General features: G+C 69.9%; 16 protein-coding genes and 1 other RNA gene. 6 read left to right on the forward strand and 11 right to left on the reverse strand.

Translation table 11 applies throughout. The features are described 5' to 3' along the window. Position 1 precedes the first annotated feature (1 nt). Both AC1G9L_RS05020 and AC1G9L_RS05025 read right to left on the reverse strand, forming a co-directional pair. Positions 2–1,237 (reverse strand): multifunctional CCA addition/repair protein, encoded by a 1,236-nt coding sequence (locus AC1G9L_RS05020; RefSeq protein ID WP_481070402.1) that lies wholly within the window; start codon positions 1,235–1,237, stop codon positions 2–4. 131 nt (positions 1,238–1,368) lie between these two features. Continuing rightward, positions 1,369–3,336, reverse strand: coding sequence for a transglycosylase SLT domain-containing protein (locus tag AC1G9L_RS05025; RefSeq protein ID WP_481070403.1), 1,968 nt, complete (start codon positions 3,334–3,336; stop codon positions 1,369–1,371). 889 nt (positions 3,337–4,225) lie between these two features. Between AC1G9L_RS05025 and AC1G9L_RS05030 the strand changes: the two genes are divergently transcribed. Next, positions 4,226–7,114, forward strand: a complete 2,889-nt coding sequence (locus AC1G9L_RS05030; RefSeq protein ID WP_019802075.1) for a TonB-dependent receptor domain-containing protein — start codon at positions 4,226–4,228, stop codon at positions 7,112–7,114. Between the two features lie 158 nt (positions 7,115–7,272). Here AC1G9L_RS05030 and AC1G9L_RS05035 read toward each other — a convergent pair whose 3' ends face one another. From AC1G9L_RS05035 to AC1G9L_RS05050, 4 genes are all read right to left on the reverse strand, one after another. Beyond that, entirely contained in the window at positions 7,273–8,040 is a 768-nt protein-coding gene (locus AC1G9L_RS05035) for an endonuclease/exonuclease/phosphatase family protein (RefSeq protein WP_019802074.1), read from the reverse strand. A gap of 25 nt (positions 8,041–8,065) precedes the next feature. Beyond that, positions 8,066–8,914 (reverse strand): thiol:disulfide interchange protein DsbA/DsbL, encoded by an 849-nt coding sequence (locus tag AC1G9L_RS05040; RefSeq protein WP_481070404.1) that lies wholly within the window; start codon positions 8,912–8,914, stop codon positions 8,066–8,068. Positions 8,915–9,018: 104 nt separating this feature from the next. Next, the gene (locus tag AC1G9L_RS05045; protein ID WP_019801052.1) at positions 9,019–9,660 is read right to left on the reverse strand and encodes a DsbA family protein; all 642 of its coding nucleotides are present in this window, start codon (positions 9,658–9,660) and stop codon (positions 9,019–9,021) included. A gap of 89 nt (positions 9,661–9,749) precedes the next feature. Further along, a complete protein-coding gene (locus AC1G9L_RS05050) occupies positions 9,750–10,571 on the reverse strand; it encodes a c-type cytochrome (RefSeq protein ID WP_481070405.1) in 822 nt (273 codons plus the stop codon). 129 nt (positions 10,572–10,700) lie between these two features. On the opposite strand from AC1G9L_RS05050, the gene yihA reads away from it, so the two are divergent. Further along, a complete protein-coding gene (gene yihA / locus AC1G9L_RS05055) occupies positions 10,701–11,324 on the forward strand; it encodes a ribosome biogenesis GTP-binding protein YihA/YsxC (protein WP_019802248.1) in 624 nt (207 codons plus the stop codon). A 303-nt stretch (positions 11,325–11,627) separates the two neighbouring features. On the opposite strand, the gene AC1G9L_RS05060 is transcribed toward yihA, so the two are convergent. The 5 genes from AC1G9L_RS05060 to AC1G9L_RS05080 all read right to left on the reverse strand — a co-directional run bounded on the left by AC1G9L_RS05060 (position 11,628) and on the right by AC1G9L_RS05080 (position 15,225). Then, positions 11,628–12,620: an MBL fold metallo-hydrolase gene (locus tag AC1G9L_RS05060; protein ID WP_481070406.1), complete on the reverse strand. Its 993-nt coding sequence runs from the start codon at positions 12,618–12,620 to the stop codon at positions 11,628–11,630. A 106-nt stretch (positions 12,621–12,726) separates the two neighbouring features. Further along, on the reverse strand, positions 12,727–13,557 hold the full coding sequence (locus AC1G9L_RS05065; RefSeq protein WP_481070407.1) for a helix-turn-helix transcriptional regulator: 831 nt from the start codon (positions 13,555–13,557) through the stop codon (positions 12,727–12,729). A gap of 268 nt (positions 13,558–13,825) precedes the next feature. Continuing rightward, a non-coding RNA gene (locus AC1G9L_RS05070) (sX9 sRNA) lies at positions 13,826–13,901 on the reverse strand. A gap of 60 nt (positions 13,902–13,961) precedes the next feature. Then, on the reverse strand, positions 13,962–14,384 hold the full coding sequence (locus AC1G9L_RS05075; protein WP_019799920.1) for a VOC family protein: 423 nt from the start codon (positions 14,382–14,384) through the stop codon (positions 13,962–13,964). A gap of 145 nt (positions 14,385–14,529) precedes the next feature. After that, positions 14,530–15,225 carry a VIT1/CCC1 transporter family protein gene (locus tag AC1G9L_RS05080; protein WP_481070408.1) on the reverse strand — a complete coding sequence of 232 codons (696 nt, stop codon included), beginning with the start codon at positions 15,223–15,225 and terminating at the stop codon, positions 14,530–14,532. Between the two features lie 220 nt (positions 15,226–15,445). Between AC1G9L_RS05080 and AC1G9L_RS05085 the strand changes: the two genes are divergently transcribed. The 4 genes from AC1G9L_RS05085 to AC1G9L_RS05100 all read left to right on the forward strand — a co-directional run bounded on the left by AC1G9L_RS05085 (position 15,446) and on the right by AC1G9L_RS05100 (position 18,381). After that, entirely contained in the window at positions 15,446–16,810 is a 1,365-nt protein-coding gene (locus AC1G9L_RS05085) for a glutamate--cysteine ligase (protein WP_019801161.1), read from the forward strand. Positions 16,811–16,836: 26 nt separating this feature from the next. Next, positions 16,837–17,169: a hypothetical protein gene (locus AC1G9L_RS05090; RefSeq protein ID WP_019801160.1), complete on the forward strand. Its 333-nt coding sequence runs from the start codon at positions 16,837–16,839 to the stop codon at positions 17,167–17,169. Between the two features lie 206 nt (positions 17,170–17,375). After that, entirely contained in the window at positions 17,376–17,957 is a 582-nt protein-coding gene (locus AC1G9L_RS05095; protein ID WP_019801159.1) for a hypothetical protein, read from the forward strand. A 94-nt stretch (positions 17,958–18,051) separates the two neighbouring features. Next, complete coding sequence (locus AC1G9L_RS05100; protein WP_019801158.1) at positions 18,052–18,381, forward strand: hypothetical protein; 330 nt, start codon at positions 18,052–18,054, stop codon at positions 18,379–18,381. The last annotated feature ends 27 nt before the right edge of the window (positions 18,382–18,408 follow it).

The raw sequence follows: 18,408 nt of genomic DNA on the forward strand, positions 1-18,408 counted from the left end.
GTCAGTCTGCGGACGTCCGCCGCGCCGCGGCGATCGCCGCGATCCGCGCCTTGGCCAGGGCCTCGCCGATCTGCGGGCCGCTCAGGCCCTGCGCGGCCAGGTCGCGCGCGTTCACCGCCAGCGCCGCCGCATGCAGGCGCTGCAGCGCCGGGCCCTGCGGATAATCGGCATCCTCGCTGCCGAGGCGGCCGCGCTTGTCGGCCTCGCACACCGTTGCCAGCTGCGCGATGCGTTCGGGCTTGCGGAAGCCGTCGCAGCGCTGCAGCAGTTCGTGTACGGTGCGCTCGCGCAACTCGGCCAGGCGATGCACGTTCAGATGCTCGCGGCAGGCGATCTCGGCCAGTTGCCGATGCTCCTGCGGCACCTTGAGGCGTTCGCACAGCGTGCGCAGCGGCGCCAGGCCGCGTTGCTCGTGCATCAGGTGGCGCGGCCATTCCTCCGGCGGCGTCAGTGCCTTGCCCAGGTCGTGGGTCAGCGCGGCGAAGCCGATCAGCGCGTCGCCCGGCGCCAGCCGCGCGGCCATGTCGCTGACCAGCTCCTGATGGCGCCCGGTGTCGACCTCGGGGTGGTACTCGGCGCGTTGCGGCACCCCGTACAGCGCATCCAGCTCCGGCAGCACCCAGCGCAGCGCATCGGCCTCGCGCAGCGTGCGCAGGAACGCCGAGGGCTGCGCCGAGGCCAGGCTGCGCCGCAGTTCCTGCCAGACGCGTTCGGGCACCAGCGTTTCCAGTTCGCCGCCGGCGGCCATCGCGCGCATCAGCTCCATGGTCTCGGCCGCGACGACGAATCCCAGGGGCGCCAGCCGCGCCATGAACCGCGCCGCGCGCAGCACCCGCAGCGGATCCTCGGCGAAGGCCGGGCCGACATGGCGCAGTACCCGCTGCTCGAGATCGCGCGCGCCGCCATACGGATCGACCAGACGCCCATCGGCCTCGTCGCGGGCGATCGCGTTGATGGTGAAGTCGCGCCGCTGCAGATCCTCTTCCAGCGTCACCGACGGATCGGCCTGCACCACGAAGCCGTGGTAACCGCGCCCGGCCTTGCGCTCGGTGCGCGCCAGCGCGTACTCCTCGCCGCTGCGCGGATGCAGGAACACCGGGAAATCGCGGCCCACCTGCTTGTAGCCCAACTCCAGCATCTGCTGCGCGCTGGCGCCGACCACCACCCAGTCGCGGTCGCCGGGCGGTTGACCGAGCAAGGCGTCGCGCACGGCGCCGCCGACGAGGTAGATGTTCATTGGGGGCTGGGAATGGGGAATAGGGAATGGGGAATGGTAAAAGCAGATTCCCTTCGCCTGATGTCGCGCTGGCGTGTTGACCCACTGTTCGGCGCGGTTGCGCGCGGCGCGCCGTTGCGATTCCCCATTCTCTATTCCCGATTCCCGGCCGCCGCATCGGCGGCCGTACACACAAACTTCTTCCGCGGCGCGTCCAGCTTGCCGAGCATGCGTTCGGTGACCGGCAGGGCGTCGCCGTTGAGGCGCCAGTCGTAGATCACGCTGAAGGCGAGGATGCGCGCCACGTATTCGCGGGTTTCCTTGTAGCTGACCGTCTCGATCCAGAAGTCGGCATCGTGGCCCGGGCGCTGGCTCTGCCAGCGTGCGGCCGGGCCGGGGCCGGCGTTGTAGGCGGCGATGGTCAGGTAGGGCAGGCCGTAGGTGTTGAGCAACTGGCGCAGGTAGGCGGTGCCGATGGCGATGTTGGTGTCCGGGTCATACAGGCTGGCGGCGCCGCCGTAGCCGGCCAGGCCGAGGCTGCGGGCGACGCTGGCGCCGGTGGCCGGCACCACCTGCATCAGGCCCATCGCGTTGGCCGGGGAGCGCGCGTTCGGGTTGAACACGCTTTCGGCGCGGATCTCGGCGGCGACCCAGGCCGGGTCGATCGCGTTCTTGCCGGCTTCGCGGCGGATGGTGTCGGCGTGGTGCAGCGGGAAGCGCAGCGTGTACAGGCGCTGTTCCTCCGGGCGCTTGCCGAGCCCGAACACCGCGCGGTCGAACCAGCCGTTGGCGCTGGCCACTTCCACCGCCAGGCGCCGCTGGGTGTCGTCGAAGCGGCTCAGCGCATCGTTCCACTCGGCCACCGCCCAGCCGGCGCGGTCGATCTTGAACAGTTCCAGTGCGCGGACCAGCGCCGGATCGCGCGCCACCGCCGCCTGCGCCTGTGCGCTGTCGTTCGGTTCCCATGGGCACAGCGCGTACGGCTGCTTCAGCCGGTCGGCGGCCAGGAAGCCGTGGAAGGTGGCAGAGCTGGCCGCCGCGCGATACAGCCGCTGCGCCTCGCCGGCATTGCCGGTCTTCTCCGCCAGCCGCGCCTCGAAGTACTGCCAGCGCGAATCGTTGCGCTGCGCCGGCGGCATCTTGCGGATCGCGGCCAGGGCCGCCGGCCAGTCGCCGCGCGCCATCGCCTCGCGCGCGCGCCACTCGTGCAGGCGTTCGTCGTAGGCGGACTCGGGCACGGCGTTGAGCCGGCGCGCCGAATCCGGCCCGTACGAGGCCACCGTCCACAGCGCGATCTGGTACAGCACCGCACCGCGCTGCGCCTCACTGAACTGCAGTGTCTGGGCGAATTGCGGCAGTTGCCGCTCGGCGGCGTCCGGGTCGGTCTTGGCCAGCTTCTGCAGCCCGTCCACCGCCACCTTGCGGCTGCGCTCGGTCTTGGGCCAGTTCAGCGCACGCGTGTGCACCGCGTCCAGGAACGCCGCGTAGTCGTTGGCCAGGGCCAGCTCGGCCGCGGGCAGGCCGCGTGCGGCGGCGCGCATCACCGCCGGCTGCTGTGCGTCCGCCGCCGCTTCCACGCGCGCCCAGCGCAGCGCATCGGTCATGCCGCCGCGCGCCTGCAGGACCGCAAACACCGGGTCGCAGGCGTCGGGCAGCGACTTGCCGGCGTTGCGCCACAGCGCCTGCGCTTCGTCGGTCCATTGCGCGTCGGCACGGCCGGTGGCCTGGCGCGCATTGAGCTGGGCGCAGCGCAGGCCGAGGTTCTCGGTGGGTTTCCAGTTCGCCAGCAGCGCCGGCCAGTCCTCGCGCCGCGCCAGCGCCGGCAGCCACAGCGCGCGGAAACTCTCGGCCACCGGCTGCCCGGCGTAGCGCTTGAGGAAGTCCTGCGCCTGCGCATCGGACACCTTGTCGATGGTGCGGCGCAGGTTGGCGTACTCCAGCCAGCCGTACAGCGGATGCTGCTTGAAGGCGGCCGCGCGGACCGGGTCGAAGCGGCCCTGTTCGGCATCGTCGATCGCCGAGCGGATCGCCGGGCGTTGCGCATCCAGGGACTGGGCGAGGGCGGAAACGGGGCCGCACAACGCGGCGGCGAACAGCAGGAGAGACGTGCGCAGGATCATGCGCGGGACTATACCGAACGCGGATGAATCGCCGTTTCAACGACGCGTAGAGCCACGACACGTCGTGTCAGTGCGATGCCCTGGAGCGTTGCAGATCGGTATTGCGTGCCGGCCTGCATTTTTGTGCTCCGGCACGGGCGGGTGAGATGCGGGTGCAGCTTCGTACGCCTGAACTCCGCGAGTCGCTTCGCGCCGTACCCTCACCCCAACCCCTCTCCCAAGGGGAGAGGGGCTTTGGCGTTCCCCTTCTCCCATCGGGACCATGGCCCCCTTTTCGGGGGGAAGGTGCCCCGCAGGGGCGGATGAGGGTACGGGCGAAGCTTCTGATCGCCAGATCGCGCGGACGCTTCGCGCCTTACCCTCACCCCAACCCCTCTCCCGGTGGGAGAGGGGCTTTGGCGTTTCCCTTCTCCCATCGGGACCATGGCCCCCTTTTCGGGGGAAGGTGCCCCGCAGGGGCGGATGAGGGTAGGGGCGAAGCCTCTGATCGCCAGATCGCGCGGGCGCTTCGCGCGCCGTACCCTCACCCCAACCCCTCTCCCGGTGGGAGAGGGGCTTCGGCGTTTCCCTTCTCCCATTGGGAGAAGGTGCCCCGCAGGGGCGGATGAGGGTACGGGCGAAGCCTTTGATCGCCAGATCGCGCGGGCGCTTCGCGCTCCGTACCCTCACCCCAACCCCTCTCCCGAGGGGAGAGGGGCTTCGGCATCTCACCAGTTGGCTGCGTCTCGCGGCCCTCGTGTCTACCAGATCGACCAGTCGTCGCGATGGCCCGCGCTTTGCCGGCCGGACGCTTGCAGGCCGTTTACGATTTGTTTACAAAGAATTCCACGCCGTCGCGGTGCAGGGGGTCGCAGCGGCCGACCCACATCCTTTCTGGAGAGAGAGACGGATGAATTTCCTGCACCGCCATCCTTTGGTCTTCGCGGTATCCCTGGTCCTGCTCGGCGGTGTCCCCGCCATCGCCGGCGCCCAGCAACAGACGCCCCCGGCCGCTCCCGGCACTGCCACCACGCTGGACAGCGTGCAGGTCACCGGCACCCGCATCCGCCGCGCCGAAGTCGAAGGCCAGGTGCCGGTGCAGACCCTGAGCCGCGCCGACATCGAACGCACCGGCCTGACCTCCATCGGCGATGTGCTGCAGGAACTCACCGCCTCCGGTTCGGCCTTGAACGCCAAGTTCAATTCCTCCGGCAATTTCGGCTTTCCGCCGGACGGCAGCGGCGTCGGCGCCGGCTCGGCGCAGGTCGATCTGCGCCATCTCGGCGCCAAGCGCGTGCTGGTGCTGGTCGACGGCATGCGCTGGGTCAACGAGTCCTCGGCCTCGGGCGTGGGCGCGGCCACCGATCTCAACACCATCCCGCTGGCCATCGTCGAGCGCGTCGAGGTACTGGAGGACGGCGCGTCCTCGCTGTACGGCTCCGATGCCATCGCCGGCGTGGTCAACATCATCACCCGGCGCAATTTCGAGGGCGGCCAGGTCACCCTGAACTACGGCGAGTACGACAAGGGCGATGGCGCCAGCAAGGGCGTGGACCTGGCCTGGGGCCACAGCACCGAGCGCACCAGCCTGTTCCTCGGCGCCAGCTACACCAAGCAGGATCCGATCTACGCGCGCGACCGCGCGCAGTCGCTGTATCCGATTCCCGGCACCGGCCTGACCTTCGGCAGCTCGGCCACGCCGGACGGGCGCTTCATCTTCGTCGACCCCAACACCGGCGCCGAGCAGAACCTGACGCCCAACAGCGGCGTGGGCACGCCGCGCTACGACGGCGCCGGCGGCTGCACCCGCAGCGACGACTACCACTGCTTCACCACCGCCGACCGCTACAACTTCGCCGCGTCCAACCTGCTGCTGACGCCGTCCGAGCGCAAGGGCGTGTTCGGCCAGTTCCGCTTCTTCTTCAACGATGACGTGCAGTGGTACCTGAAGCTGCTCGGCAACCGCCGCGAATCGACCAACCAGGCCGCGCCCGAGCCGATCTTCCTCGGTCCCGACGCCGGCACCGGCAATCCGCTGGCCGACAACATCGTCATCTCCGCCGCCAACCCTTACAACCCGTTCGGCTTCGCGCTGGATTCGGGCAGCAACCTGATCATGATCGGGCGCCGCCCGGTGGAAGGCGGTGCGCGCGTGTTCGAGCAGCGCGTGGACACCCAGTATGTCGGCACCGGCTTCATCGGCAGCTTCGAGGGCGCCGACCGCACCTGGTTCTGGGACGTCAACGGCGCCTACAGCAAGAACAAGGCCGAGCAGACCAACTACGGCAGCTACAACATCTACAACATCAACCTGGCGCTGGGCGATCCGGCGGCGTGCGCCGCGGTGGCCGGCTGCGTGCCGCTGAACATCTTCGGCGGCGCCGGCAGCATCACCCCGGACATGCTGCGCTGGATCCAGCCGGTGGTGCACGACCGCAGCCAGAACGAGCTGACCCAGTTCACCGCCAACCTCAGCAGCGACCTGTTCCGGCTGCCGGCCGGCGCGGTGTCCTTCGCCACCGGCGTGGAGTACCGCAAGTACGAGGGCTTCTACCGCCCCGATCCGCTGACGGTGATCGGCCACTACAACGGCGTGCCGTCGCTGCCGACGCAGGGCAGCTACGACGTCAAGGAGGCCTATCTCGAACTGAGCGTGCCGATCTTCGCCGACTCGCCGCTGGGCGACAAACTGGATCTGAGCCTGGCCGGGCGCTATTCCGACTACTCCACCTTCGGCGGCAAGTTCACCCCGAAGTACGGCCTGCGCTGGCAGGTGGCGCCGGACTTCGTGCTGCGCGCCAGCTACGCCGAAGGCTTCCGCGCGCCCAGCATCGGCGAACTGTACGGCTCGGCCGCGCGCGCCGACCTCACCCTGTCCGACCCGTGCTCGATCGGCCTGGGCGGTACCGCGCCGCGCGGCAGCGCCAGCAACTGCGCCGCGCTCGGCGTGCCGACCGGCTACCAGCAGGCCAACTCGCAGATCTCGGTGACCACCGGCGGCAACCGCGCGCTGGAACCGGAGAAGGCGCGCAGCTTCAGCGCCGGCTTCGTGTGGAGCCCGTGGTTCGCCAGCAACGTACCGTGGTCGGACCGCTTCGACGTGGAGGTGACCTTCTACCGCCACGACATCGACGGCGCGATTCAGGCGATCAACGCGCAGACCCAGCTCGACCTGTGCGTGGACACGCTGTCGCCGACCTACTGCGACGGCATCACCCGCGCCTCCACCGGCGGCATCAACGGCTTCAACAACCGCTTGACCAACCTCGGCTCGATCAAGACCGACGGCTGGGACGTGGACCTGTTCTGGAACTCGCCGGAGACCGCCGCCGGCCGCTTCAAGATCGGCTGGCAGAACACCTTCGTCACCCGCTACGTCGCCACCGGCGCGGCCGGCCAGGTGCAGCCGCAGCGCCCGGGCGTGGAAGTGGTGGACAGCTCGATTCCCGAGTGGACCAGCAACCTGAGCCTGGACTGGTCGCGCGGGCGCTGGAATGCGTCGTGGACGCTGCGGCACATCTCCGAGCTGACCGAGCAATGCGGCGACGCGGTCGCGTTCCCGGTGTGCAGCAATCCTGTCGCCGGCACCAACACGCTGGACGCGATCACCTACCACGACCTGCAGGTCGGCTACCGCTTCGACTGGCTCAAGGGCCTGACCCTCAGCGGCGGCGTCAACAACGTCTTCGACAAGGACCCGCCGATCTGCCTGTCGTGCTCGCTCAACGGCTACGACGCCTCCACCTACGGCATTCCGGGTGGGCGCTACCTGTATGTGCGGGCGGATCTGAAGTTCTAGTCGCTGCCTACGCCTGACACCCTGCGGGAGTGTGTGTACGCTCCCGCAGGCGTATCGATGCGAGCTGTAGGAGCGGCTTCAGCCGCGACGGACGTTCCCGGCAATGCCCGTCGCGGCTGAAGCCGCGACGACGCGCTACAAGAATCGACCGTGCTGTCTCAGCGCAACAAATGCTGCGGCACGTCGATCTCGGTGGCCACCGCCAGGTGGTCGGAGAACGCCGCAGGCACCGCTCGCTGTACGTTGCAGCGCAGGCCGTCGCTGACCAGGATGTGGTCGATGGCGCGCTGCGGGCGCCAGCTCGGGAAGGTCGGCACCACGCAGCCCGGCGGTTGCAGCCGGGTGCGTTTGTAGAGCAACTGCATTTCCGGGCGGTCGGCGACGCAGTTGAAGTCGCCCATCAGCACCGCGTTGGGATGATCGGACAGCAGCTCGGCGATGAAGGCCAACTGTGCCGCGCGCGAATTGGCGCCCAGCGACAGGTGCGCCACCGCCACCGCCAGGCCGTCGGCACCGTTGCCGAACTTGGCCAGCAGCACGCCGCGCCCGCCGAGTCGGCCGGGCAGGGCGTGGTCCTGCACTTCCACAGGTTCCAGCCGGCTGAGCAGGCCGTTGGCGCTGGACGCCACGCCGCCCACGCGGCGGTTCGGCTGGTGGCTCCAGTAGTTGAAGCCGGCGCGCTCGGCCAGGTAGTGGGTCTGGTTGGTGAAACCCGAGCGCAGGCTGCCGGGGTCGGCCTCCTGCAGGCCGACGATGTCATGGTCGCTGGCCAGTTGCGCGATCGCGTCCAGGCTGCTGCGCTTGCGCCCGGCCGGCAGCGCATGCGACCAGCTGCGGGTCACGTAGTCGCTGTAGCGGCGCGTGCTGGAACCGGCCTGGATGTTGGCGGTCAGCACGCGCAGGGTGCGGGTGGCGGGAGCGGTCACGGCGGTGCGGCCCGGGACGGACGGCTTACTTGGCCATCGCCGCGCGCTCGCGCGCGATCAGGTGATCGGCCACGCGCAGCATGTCGTCGTAGCTCTTGCCCTTGACCAGGTACTTGCCGTTGATGATCAGCGACGGCGTGCCGGTGATGCCGCTGCGGGTGGCGAACTGCTTGGCGCGGTTGGTCTTGGTGGCCACCGCGAAGCTGCCCATGGTGTCGGCGAACTGCTTCGGGTCCACGCCGTACTTGGCGTAGAAGTTGGCGATGTCCTGCACCGAGTCGCGGCCGCGCTCGCCCTTCAGGGTCTCGTCGACGTGGATCGCCTTGTACAGCGCCTCGTGGGTCTTCTCCTGCACGCCCAGCGCCTCGGCGGCATAGAACGCGCGGGCGTAGTCGTCCCAGGTGCCGCCGAACATCGCCGGCACATAGACGAAGCGCACGTCGGAGGGCAGGCCGGCCTTCCACGGGCCGATCAACGGCTGGAAGCGCGCGCAGGCCGGGCAGACGTAGCCGAAGATCTCGGCCACCTCGATCTTGCCGTTGGTCGGCTGGAACGGCTGGCCGCCGGCGATGTCGACGTAGTCGGTGCCGGCGACCGGCTCCGGGCCGTTCGGGGTCTTGGCGGCGACCGGCTTGGCCGCGGCGGCGCTGTCGCCGTCGGTGGCGGCGGGCTGCGCGGCGGCATCGGCGGTGGTGGCTGCAGGCGCGGCCGGGGTCTCGGCGGGCGCGGCGGCAGTGTCGCCGGCGGCAGGCGCAGCCGGGGCCGCGGCGGTGCCGGAGGCAGGGGCGACGGTGTCGGCAGTGCCGTCCTGGGCCTTGCATGCCACCAGGATCGGCAGCAGGGCCATCAAGGTCAGGGCGAAGCGGGTCTTCATCGGCGACATCTCCAGCAGGATGGGGGAAAACGCCGGACGCGCCGCAAGCGCGGTCCGGCCACCCCGTCATGATGCCATGGCGCGGATGAAGCGCCGTGCGCCGATTACTTGCCGGCGCGCTCGCGGGCGATCAGCGCGTCGGCGATGCGCAGCATGTCCTCGAAGTTCTTGCCCTTGACCAGGTACTTGCCGTTGACGATCAGCGCCGGGGTGCCGGCGATGTCGGCGCGCACGGCGAAATCGCGCGCGGCCTTCACCTGCGCGGCGACCTGCGGGCTCTGGTAGGCGGCGATGAAGGCCTGCGGCTTGACCCCGAAGCCGGCGTAGAACGTGGCCAGTTCCTCCGGCGCCACGTTCTGCACCGGCACGCTGCGCTTGTCGTGGATGGCCTCGAACATGGCGCGGTGGCTGCGGCTCTGCACGCCCAGTTGCTGCGCGGCATAGAAGGCGGCGGCGAAGCTGTCCCAGTAGCCGCCGAACGCCGCCGGCACCAGGGTCAGGCGCACGTCCTTGGCCTGCTTGCCGGCCCATTCCTCCAGCAGCGGCTCGAAGTGCGCGCAATGCGGGCAGGTGTAGCCGAACACTTCCACCACCTCGATCTTGCCGGCCAGCGGCGCGAACGGCTTGGGGTCGGCGATCAGGGTGTAGTCCTCGCCTTCCACCGCGGTGGCGGACTTGGGTTGCGCGCAGGCGCTCAACGGCAGCAGGGCGAGCAGGCACAACAGCAGGCGGGGCAGACGATTCATGCGATCTCCAATGGCAAAAAACGAACGCCGGTCGTCGGGACCGGCGCGAAGGGGAAACGGGCCGGCGCCGCCGCGGCGGCGGCGCGCGGTCAGGATTGTTGCGCGGGCGCCGGCTGCTGTGGCGTTGCCGCGGCCGGTGCGGCCTGCGCCGCGGCCGCGTCGTCGGCGCGGTCGTGCAGGCCCTGCAGGTAGCTGCCCAGCGCCTTGATCTCCTGGTCGGTCAGCGGCTTGGCCACCTGCGCCATGATCTTGAACATCGTCGGATCGCGCTCCTGGGTGGTGCCGGCCTGGTACTCCTGCAGGCGCCGCGCCACGTAGTCGGCGTGCTGGCCACCCAGATGCGGGTAGGCGGGGCCGGGGTTGCCGGCGCCGGCCGGGCCGTGGCAGGCCATGCATGCGGGGATGCCGCGGGTCGCATCGCCGCCGCGATACATCTGCTGGCCGACCTCGTAGAACTTCATGCCGGCGTACGGGCCGTCGGCGATCACCGCGTCGTCGGCGATGCCGGCGCCGGCCTTCTGCGTGGCGAAGTAGGCGCCGATGTCGCGCATGTCCTGCGTGCTCAACGGCTGCACGAACGGCACCATTGCCGCGACCGCGCCGCTGGTGCGCTCGCCGTGGGCGATCAGCGCCATCTGCCGCGCGCTGTAGCGCTCCATCTGGCCGGCGATGCGCGGATACATGGCGATGGCGGGATTGCCGTCCGCACCGTGGCAGGCGGCGCAGGCCGCCGCCTTGGCCTGGCCGGCCTTGGGGTCGCCCCAGGCGGCCTTGCCGACGTCGCTCTCCAGCGGCGTGGTGCGCACCGGGGCGTGGTCTGGAATGGGAACCACCGAGGTCTGCGCGAACGCGACCGCGGCGGCGACGGAAACCGCTAGACCGGCAAAGGCAAGAACGCGAGCGTGGCGCATTGCTGAAGCTCCGTATGACCCGACCCCGCGGCTGCCGGGCCGGCGACCGCACTCGCGCGATTATCGGCATGCCGCGGCCCGGCGGTCAACGAAGCCCGCCCGGGGCCGCGGACGTGCGATCCTAGGCGGATGTCGCTGATCCTCGAACGTGCCCAGTACCTGTTGTCCGCCCACAATGCCCGTCAGTTGCCGGACGACGGCGGCTGGGAGGTGGCCTTCGCCGGCCGCTCCAACGCCGGCAAGTCCAGCGCGCTGAACGCGCTGACCCGGCAGAACGCCCTGGCCCGCGTGTCCAAGACGCCCGGCCGCACGCAGCAACTGGTGTTCTTCCAGGTCCAGCCCGAGCGCTACCTGGTGGACCTGCCCGGCTACGGCTACGCCAAGGTGCCGCAGGAACTGCAGGCGCACTGGCAGAAGTTCATCGACACCTATTTCCGCACGCGCGAGGCCCTGCGCGGGCTGGTGGTGGTGATGGACATCCGCCATCCGCTCAAGGACTACGACCGGCAGATGCTCGGGTATGCGGTGCAGCGCGGCCTGCCGGCGCATGCCTTGCTGACCAAGGCCGACAAGCTCGGCCGCGGCCAGCAGGCGCAGGTGCTGCAGCAGGTGCGCAAGGAGCTGGCCAGCGCGTTCGGCGACACCGTCAGCGTGCAGGCCTTTTCCGGCGAGAGCCGCCAGGGCGTGGACGAGGCGCGTGGCATCGTCGGCGGCTGGCTTGGATTGGACACGGAGCCGACTGTCGCGGAGTGAGTGGGGTGGCGCCGGATTCGGCCTCTTGCGGTTGAATGCTGCGAGACGCTTTCGCGCCGGACCCTCACCCCAACCCCTCTCCCGGGGGGAGAGGGGCTATCGGCTGCTCCTTCTCCCACTGGGAGAAGGTGCCCCGAAGGGGCGGATGAGGGTAAGGGCGCAGCCTCGTGCACTCGAACTCTGCGAGACGCTTCGCGCCGGACCCTCACCCCAACCCCTCTCCCGAGGGGAGAGGGGCTAGCGGCTGTTCCTTCTCCCCTCGGGAGAAGGTGCCCCGCAGGGCCGGATGAGGGTACGGGCCAATCAAGGCGCCGCCGGCAACGGCGAAAACTCCGCCGGCACCCAGGCGAACGCCTCGCCCTCGCGGCGCACGTGGCCCAGGCCCGGGAACGGCAGGTGCGCGCCGGCCACCCACCAGCCGTGGTCCGCAGCCTGCGCCAGCATGCGCTTGCGTGCGGCGATCGCTGCGGCGCGGTCGCTGTCGGCCTCGTACGAGGCCTGCGGTTGCGCGAACTGCACCGCGTGGTAGTGCACCAGGTCGCCCCACACCAGCAATTGCTGCCCCGCACCACCGTCGAAGCGGTACGACACGTGCCCGGGCGTGTGCCCGTGGGTGTCCAGCGCCACCGCACCGCCCGGCAACGCGTCGCCGGGGTGGAAGCGCCGCAGCCGCTGCGCAGCCTGGTACGGCGCCACCGCCGCGCGCGCCAGCGGGAAGGCGAAGCGCAGCATCTGCGGCGCGCCGGCCTCGCTGGCCGGATCCAGCCAGTACGCGGCGTCGGCGGCGCTCAGCCACACCGTCGCCTTGGGATAGGCCGGCTGGCCTTGCGCATCGAGCAGGCCGCACAGGTGATCGGGATGGGCATGGGTCAGCAGCACGTCGTCGACCTGCTCGGGTGCGTAGCCGGCGGCGCGCAGGTTGGCCAGCACCTGGCCGAGTCCGGGGCCGAAGCAGGTCGCGGTGCCGGTATCGACCAGGGTCAGGTGCGTGCCGTCCTGGATCAGGTAGGCGTTGACCGCGGTCTGCAGGCCCTTGTCGTTCTCCGGCACGTAGCGGTGGTCGAGCAGGCGCGCGATCGCCTCCGGCGGGATGTTCGCCAGTTGCGCGCGCGGCAGCGCCACGGTGCCGTCGAACAGGGCGGTGATGCGCAAGCGGCCGACTGCCTGGCGATAGACGCCGGGCACTTGCGCAACGACGCTCTCCGGCGCGGCGGCATGGGCGATGGGCGGCAGCGTCAGCGCCGCGCTGGCGATCAGGGCCAGCGCGCACAGCGCGCGCAACGGGAACACGGACATGGGATTTCCTGGCAATGCGGCAGGCGCCGCGGTACCGGCATGCTGCGCCGGTCCCGCTGCGCGATTCGCTCATTCCGCTGCGCGCGGCGCTCAACGCCGACGTGGCTCAATTGCCGATGCTCGCCGGATCCAGGCCGTAGCGTTGCTGGAAGCGTTGGCTGAAGCTGCGCACCGAGCGGTAGCCGGCGTGCGCGGCGACCGTCTTCAGCGGCCAGCGCGTGGTGTACAGCAGCTGCATCGCATGCGCCAGGCGCGCATCGGCGAGCAGCTCGCGCAAGGAGGTGCCTTCGCCGGCCAGGTGCCGGCGCAGGGTCGCACCGCTCAGTCCCAGCTGGTCTTCGATGTCGCGCGAACGCCAGCCGCGTTGCGGCTGTGCGGCGATCAGCTCGCGCACCTGCGCCGCCACGCTTGGCGCCGGCGGCAGCAGCAGGCCGCCGTGGCCTTGCCGGCACAGCGCCACCACCAGGGCCGCCAGCGCCAGCCGCGCCTCGGTGTAGCGGCCGTCCTGCAGCGCCTGCCGCCATTGCAGCAGGGTGCCGCCGAACGTCTCGGCACGCAGGCGCGCCAGTTCCGCGCCAGCGGCGGGCAGCGGCTCGTTCCACAGCACGCGGGCGGCGCTCAGCGCTTCCTCGCACAGCGGCACCAGCACGCTCAGGTACAGGCCGCTGTGCGGATCCGGGATGTTGACCACATCGATGCGGCAGTGCCGGGTCACCAGGAACAGATCGCCCGGCACGAAGTCCAGGGTCTGCGTGGCGGTGCGCACCTGCTTGCGGCCCTGCAGCAGGATCGCCAGCTGCGGCCGCGGGATCTCCACCGAGCGCGCGCCGTGTTCGCGGCGGGCGCTGATGCAGGCGTAGCCCTCGGCCTGGGTGCAGTCGGCCAGGCTGGAAAGACGCGCCAGCAGCAGGGCGTCGGAAGAGGTGGTGTCGGCCATGGCCCGTGATGCTAGCGCAGCGCGGCGCGCGCGCGCTCAGAGCAAAGCACCAAGCTGCTATGTCGCAGCCGGCCGGGCCACCACGACTGCGCTGGCGCCGGCCCCGCAAACTGCCGGTCTCGGCGTGCCACAGGCCGCTTCCCGCGGGTTGGTCGTCTGCGCCGCTGACAGCCGACGCATATCGCCTCAACGTGCATCAGACACGTTCAGCCAGCGGCGATCGAAAGAACCGGAGCGCTCCACACCATGCCGGATGAGGTTTCAACGTGGCTGACAAAACGGTGCGAGCAGTCGCCAGGCGGGCGCGTGCGGCGCACAGCAACTGCGGTGTCCAAGTGGCACATGAGGATTCGAGCGCTGCACGCACCGGTCTGGCGACTGCGCAATCGTTTTGTCAGCCACGCTTACCTGGGAGGTTGCATGAGCTCGATGGTGATCCCGTCGGGCCCGCTGACGTAGACAACGACGGTTCCCGTGCGTGGCCCTGCCTCGATCGGTCGCGGAGATCCTTTCAAGTGCCATCCCTGCGCCTGGATCCTGGCGACCGCCACGTCGATGTCCGTCACGGTGACGGCAAGATGGGCTGCGCCGATCGCGCCAGCGCTCGCGGGTGTCTTGCCCAATGTGCGGGCTGTCGAGTATTCCAGCAGTTCGATGGGAAAGCCGGCAGGCGAGACCACCAGCACCATGCGGCAACGCGGATCGTCGACGCCCGTCACCTCGCGCAGGAAATCGCCGCCCATTTCGCCTGTGCGGACAAGTTCGAAGCCCATGGCCTCAGTCCAGAACGCGATCGCCTCCTCCAGCGATGAAACGGAAAATCCCATGTGGTCGACGACGAAGGTGCCCGTGTTGATTTTCAGTCCTCCAGGTCAGGTTCCGTTTTGAACGACGGGCGTGCGCTTGCCTTGCATTTCGGGCAAACGGGTGTCGGCCATGCCGGTGATGTTACCCAGTACGGTGTGCGTCCGCTCAGACGTGCACGCCGAATACATGGCCGATCGCGCCGCTGGCGAGCATCGCCGCTGCGCCCCAGAACACCACGCGCACCGCGCCGCGCAGGCCCGAGGCGCCGCCGGCGCGCGCGGCCAGCGCGCCGGTCAGCGACAGGCCGACGAGGGTGGCCGCGCCGGTCACCCACAGTTGCCGGCCGTCCGGTGCCAGCCAGGCGGCCACGATCGGCAGCGCCGCGCCGCTGCAGAATGCCGCCGCCGATGCCGCGGCCGCCTGCAGCGGGCGCGCACGCAGGCTCTCGGTGATGCCGAGTTCGTCGCGCGCGTGCGCGCCCAGCGCATCGTGCGCGGTCAACTGCTCGGCGACCTGGCGGGCGAGGGCGGGATCGAGCCCGCGCTGGCGATAGATCGCGGTCAGTTCCTCCAGCTCGCTCTGCGGATCCTCGTGCAGTTCGCGGCGTTCCAGCGCCAGGTCAGCGCGCTCGGTGTCGGCCTGCGACTGCACCGACACGTATTCGCCGACGGCCATCGACATCGCGCCGGCGACCAGGCCGGCGATACCGGTGGTCAACACCGTGGCCGCCGACGCGCCGCTGCTGGCGACGCCGACCACCAGGCCGGCCACGGACAGGATGCCGTCGTTGGCGCCGAGCACGGCCGCGCGCAGCCAGCCGGCGCGGTCGGTACGATGGCGTTCGGAGTGGGTCGGGCGCATGCGTTGCCTGCCGCGGGCGGTGAGAGAGTCCGCAGCCTACCGAAGCCGGCGCCGCGGGCGCTTGCTGCGTCTCACTCTCGACGCCGCGGCTGCGCGACCGTGGAATGCTGCAGTGCCGCCGGTAGCGATATGGGCCTCACCCCCGGCAGGCTATAGTGCGGGCCTTGCGATGGCCGGGCCCGGCCCCCACATCGCCTCACCCGCCGTGCGAGTCCTGCCCTTGTCGAGCCCCAGCCACGTTGCCGAGACGCCGATCACCGACCGCGCCGAACTGGTCGAGGTGCTCGCCTCCGGAGAAAAACCCGAAGCGCAGTGGCGCATCGGCACCGAGCACGAGAAGTTCGGCTTCCGCCTGGACGACCTGCGGCCGCCGACCTTCGACGGCGAGCGCGGCATCGAGGCCCTGTTGCTGGGCCTGACCCGCTTCGGCTGGGCGCCGGTGCAGGAAGGCGGGCACACCATCGCCCTGCTGCGCGACGGCGCCTCGGTGACGCTGGAGCCGGCCGGCCAGTTGGAACTGTCCGGCGCGCCGCTGCCGACCATTCACGACACCTGCGTGGAAGTGGGCAGCCACCTCAACGAGGTCAAGCAGGTCGCCGACGAACTGGGCCTGGGCTTCCTCGGCATGGGCTTCCAGCCGAAGTGGCGTCGCGACGAGATGCCGTGGATGCCCAAGGGCCGCTACAAGATCATGCAGGCGTACATGCCCAAGGTCGGTTCGCTCGGCCTGGACATGATGACCCGCACCTGCACGGTGCAGGTCAACCTGGATTACGCCAGCGAAGCAGACATGATCAAGAAGTTCCGCGTGTCGCTGGCGCTGCAGCCGATCGCCACCGCGCTGTTCGCCGATTCGCCGTTCGCCGACGGCACGCCCAACGGCTACCTCAGCTACCGCTCGCACATCTGGACCGATACCGACGCCGACCGCACCGGCATGCTCGATTTCGTGTTCGAGGACGGCTTCGGCTACGAGCGCTACGTCGACTATCTGCTCGACGTGCCGATGTACTTCTCCTATCGCGACGGCACCTACGTGGACGCCAGCGGACAGAGCTTCCGCGACTTCCTGCAGGGCAGGCTGCCGGCCTTGCCGGGCGCGTTGCCGACGCTGCGCGACTGGTCCGACCACATGACCACCGCGTTCCCGGAAGTGCGCCTGAAGAAGTACCTGGAAATGCGCGGCGCCGACGCCGGTCCGTGGGGCCGGCTGTGTGCGCTGTCGGCGTTCTGGGTCGGCCTGCTGTACGACGATGCGGCGCTGGATGCGGCCTGGGACCTGGTCAAGGATTTCAGCCTGGTCGAACGCCATGCCCTGCGCGATGGCGTGCCGAAGCAGGCGCTGAAGCTGCCGTTCCGCACCGGCACCGTGCAGGACCTGGCCGCCGAGGCGGTGAAGATCGCCCTGGGTGGCCTGCGCCGCCGTGCGCGGTTGAACCGCGACGGCCAGGACGAATCGCGCTTCCTCGAACCGCTGGTGGAAATCCTGCACGCCGGCGAGACCGCAGCCGAGCGCAAGCTGGCGCTGTACCATGGCGCGTGGCAGGGCGACATCGACCACGTGTTCCGCGAGTTCGCGTACTGAGCGTCGCGCCGCACGCAGGCACGACGGTGACCGCAATCGAGGACATCGCGGGCCTGTTCCAGGGCGAGCCCCCTACATGGGGCGGCCGTGGCGATCCGTATCTGTGGGAGGAGATGGCGTCGACCCTGACCGGCGCGCCGCTGCCGGCGACGTCCGCGCAGTGCGAGGCGCTGCTCACCGATACCTTCGCGCGCCTGGTCGGCACGGCGCTGGACGACGCCTCTGTCGAGTCGGTGTTCGTGCCGCGCCTCAGCCATGGCGGCATGTCCTCGGGGTACGTCAGCCTGGTGTTCTGGCGGAAGACCGCACTGCCGCTGTTGCTGGGGCGTCATGCCGCGGCGCTGGCGCAGCGACGTTGAGGCGATGCGCGTCGCCGCGGGCGACGCCGCCTGACGGTGCCGCTGAGTGCCGTTTCGCCTGTTGCGGCGTCGTGCCGGCAGAACGGTAACCGACGTATGCGCATGGCGCGACGCGGTTAGAGCGTTCGGCGATCGGATGTGGCTGCAGGCGATGGCGCGGGGAGCGGCCAGGCGGCACTATTGTCGACTCGTCTTCAGGGGGACGTATGCATCAGGCACCGCCGCGGTCGAATTTTGTCACCATCCTGGCCTCGATCTTCATTGCACTCTCTGGCTTCGGCACGGTGGTCGGCATCATGCAGGTCTTGGTTGTGTTCGCCATGTTCGATCACGTGCAGTTCGCCGATGCGGTGCACAGGTTTCCGCCAGGAATGCCGCCGACGATCGCCTTCATTTTTTTCCACTTTCGGTGGTTTTTTCTTGGGACTGCGCTGTTTCCGGCGTGGACCCTGGCGAGTTCGATCGGGCTTCTGCGGCGGTTGAATTGGGCGCGGTGGTGCTTCATCGCGGCCATGTCGCTGGTGATCGCATGGAACCTGGGCGGCGCGGTCGTGCAGGTGCAGATGATCGCGTTCATGCAGAAGCAGTTCGCTGTTGCGCAGATGCAGGGCGCGCCGGACATGCGCCCGATGCTGTGGGCCATGGCGGCGATCGGCGTGGTCTTCGCGGCGGCCTTCGTCGCCCTGCATGGCTGGATCATCGCGCGTTTGCTGTCGCGATCCGTGACGGCCGAGTTTCGGCGACCCTCATCGACAGGTGCCGGCAGCCCCACGCTGCCGATCCGTTGAACGGCATTTTGTGCGTTCCGCGAAGCCCCGTTGCATGTCGAGCCCCTTCGTATTGCCCACGCTTGGTCGCGTTCGCGCCGGGTCCGCGACCTGCATGAAGGTGGGCAGCGGCGTGGGGCGCCATCGCCGCGGCAGGGCCGGCGTTCTGAGCGTGTTGCTCGGCTGCATGACATCCGCGCATGCGACCAGCCAATGCCCGGCTGACGTTGGCCCGAAGGATCCGCTCGTCGATCTGCTCGGGTGGGTCGTGATCGTCACCGGTGTGGTGCTGGGCACTGGATTGTGCGTGCACGTAGTGCGGCGCGCGCGCGGCCTGCGCCGCTGGCGACGCGTCGCGGTCGTCCTGGCCGGCGTCGTGGCGATGCTGCTGCTGTGGATCTGCGGCCTGGTCCTGGCGATTGCGTCGTTCTTCCTGCGGTGCTAACACTGCCGGTTCCAGCGCACGCGTGCC

The organism is Xanthomonas sp. NCPPB 1132, from assembly GCF_056629235.1.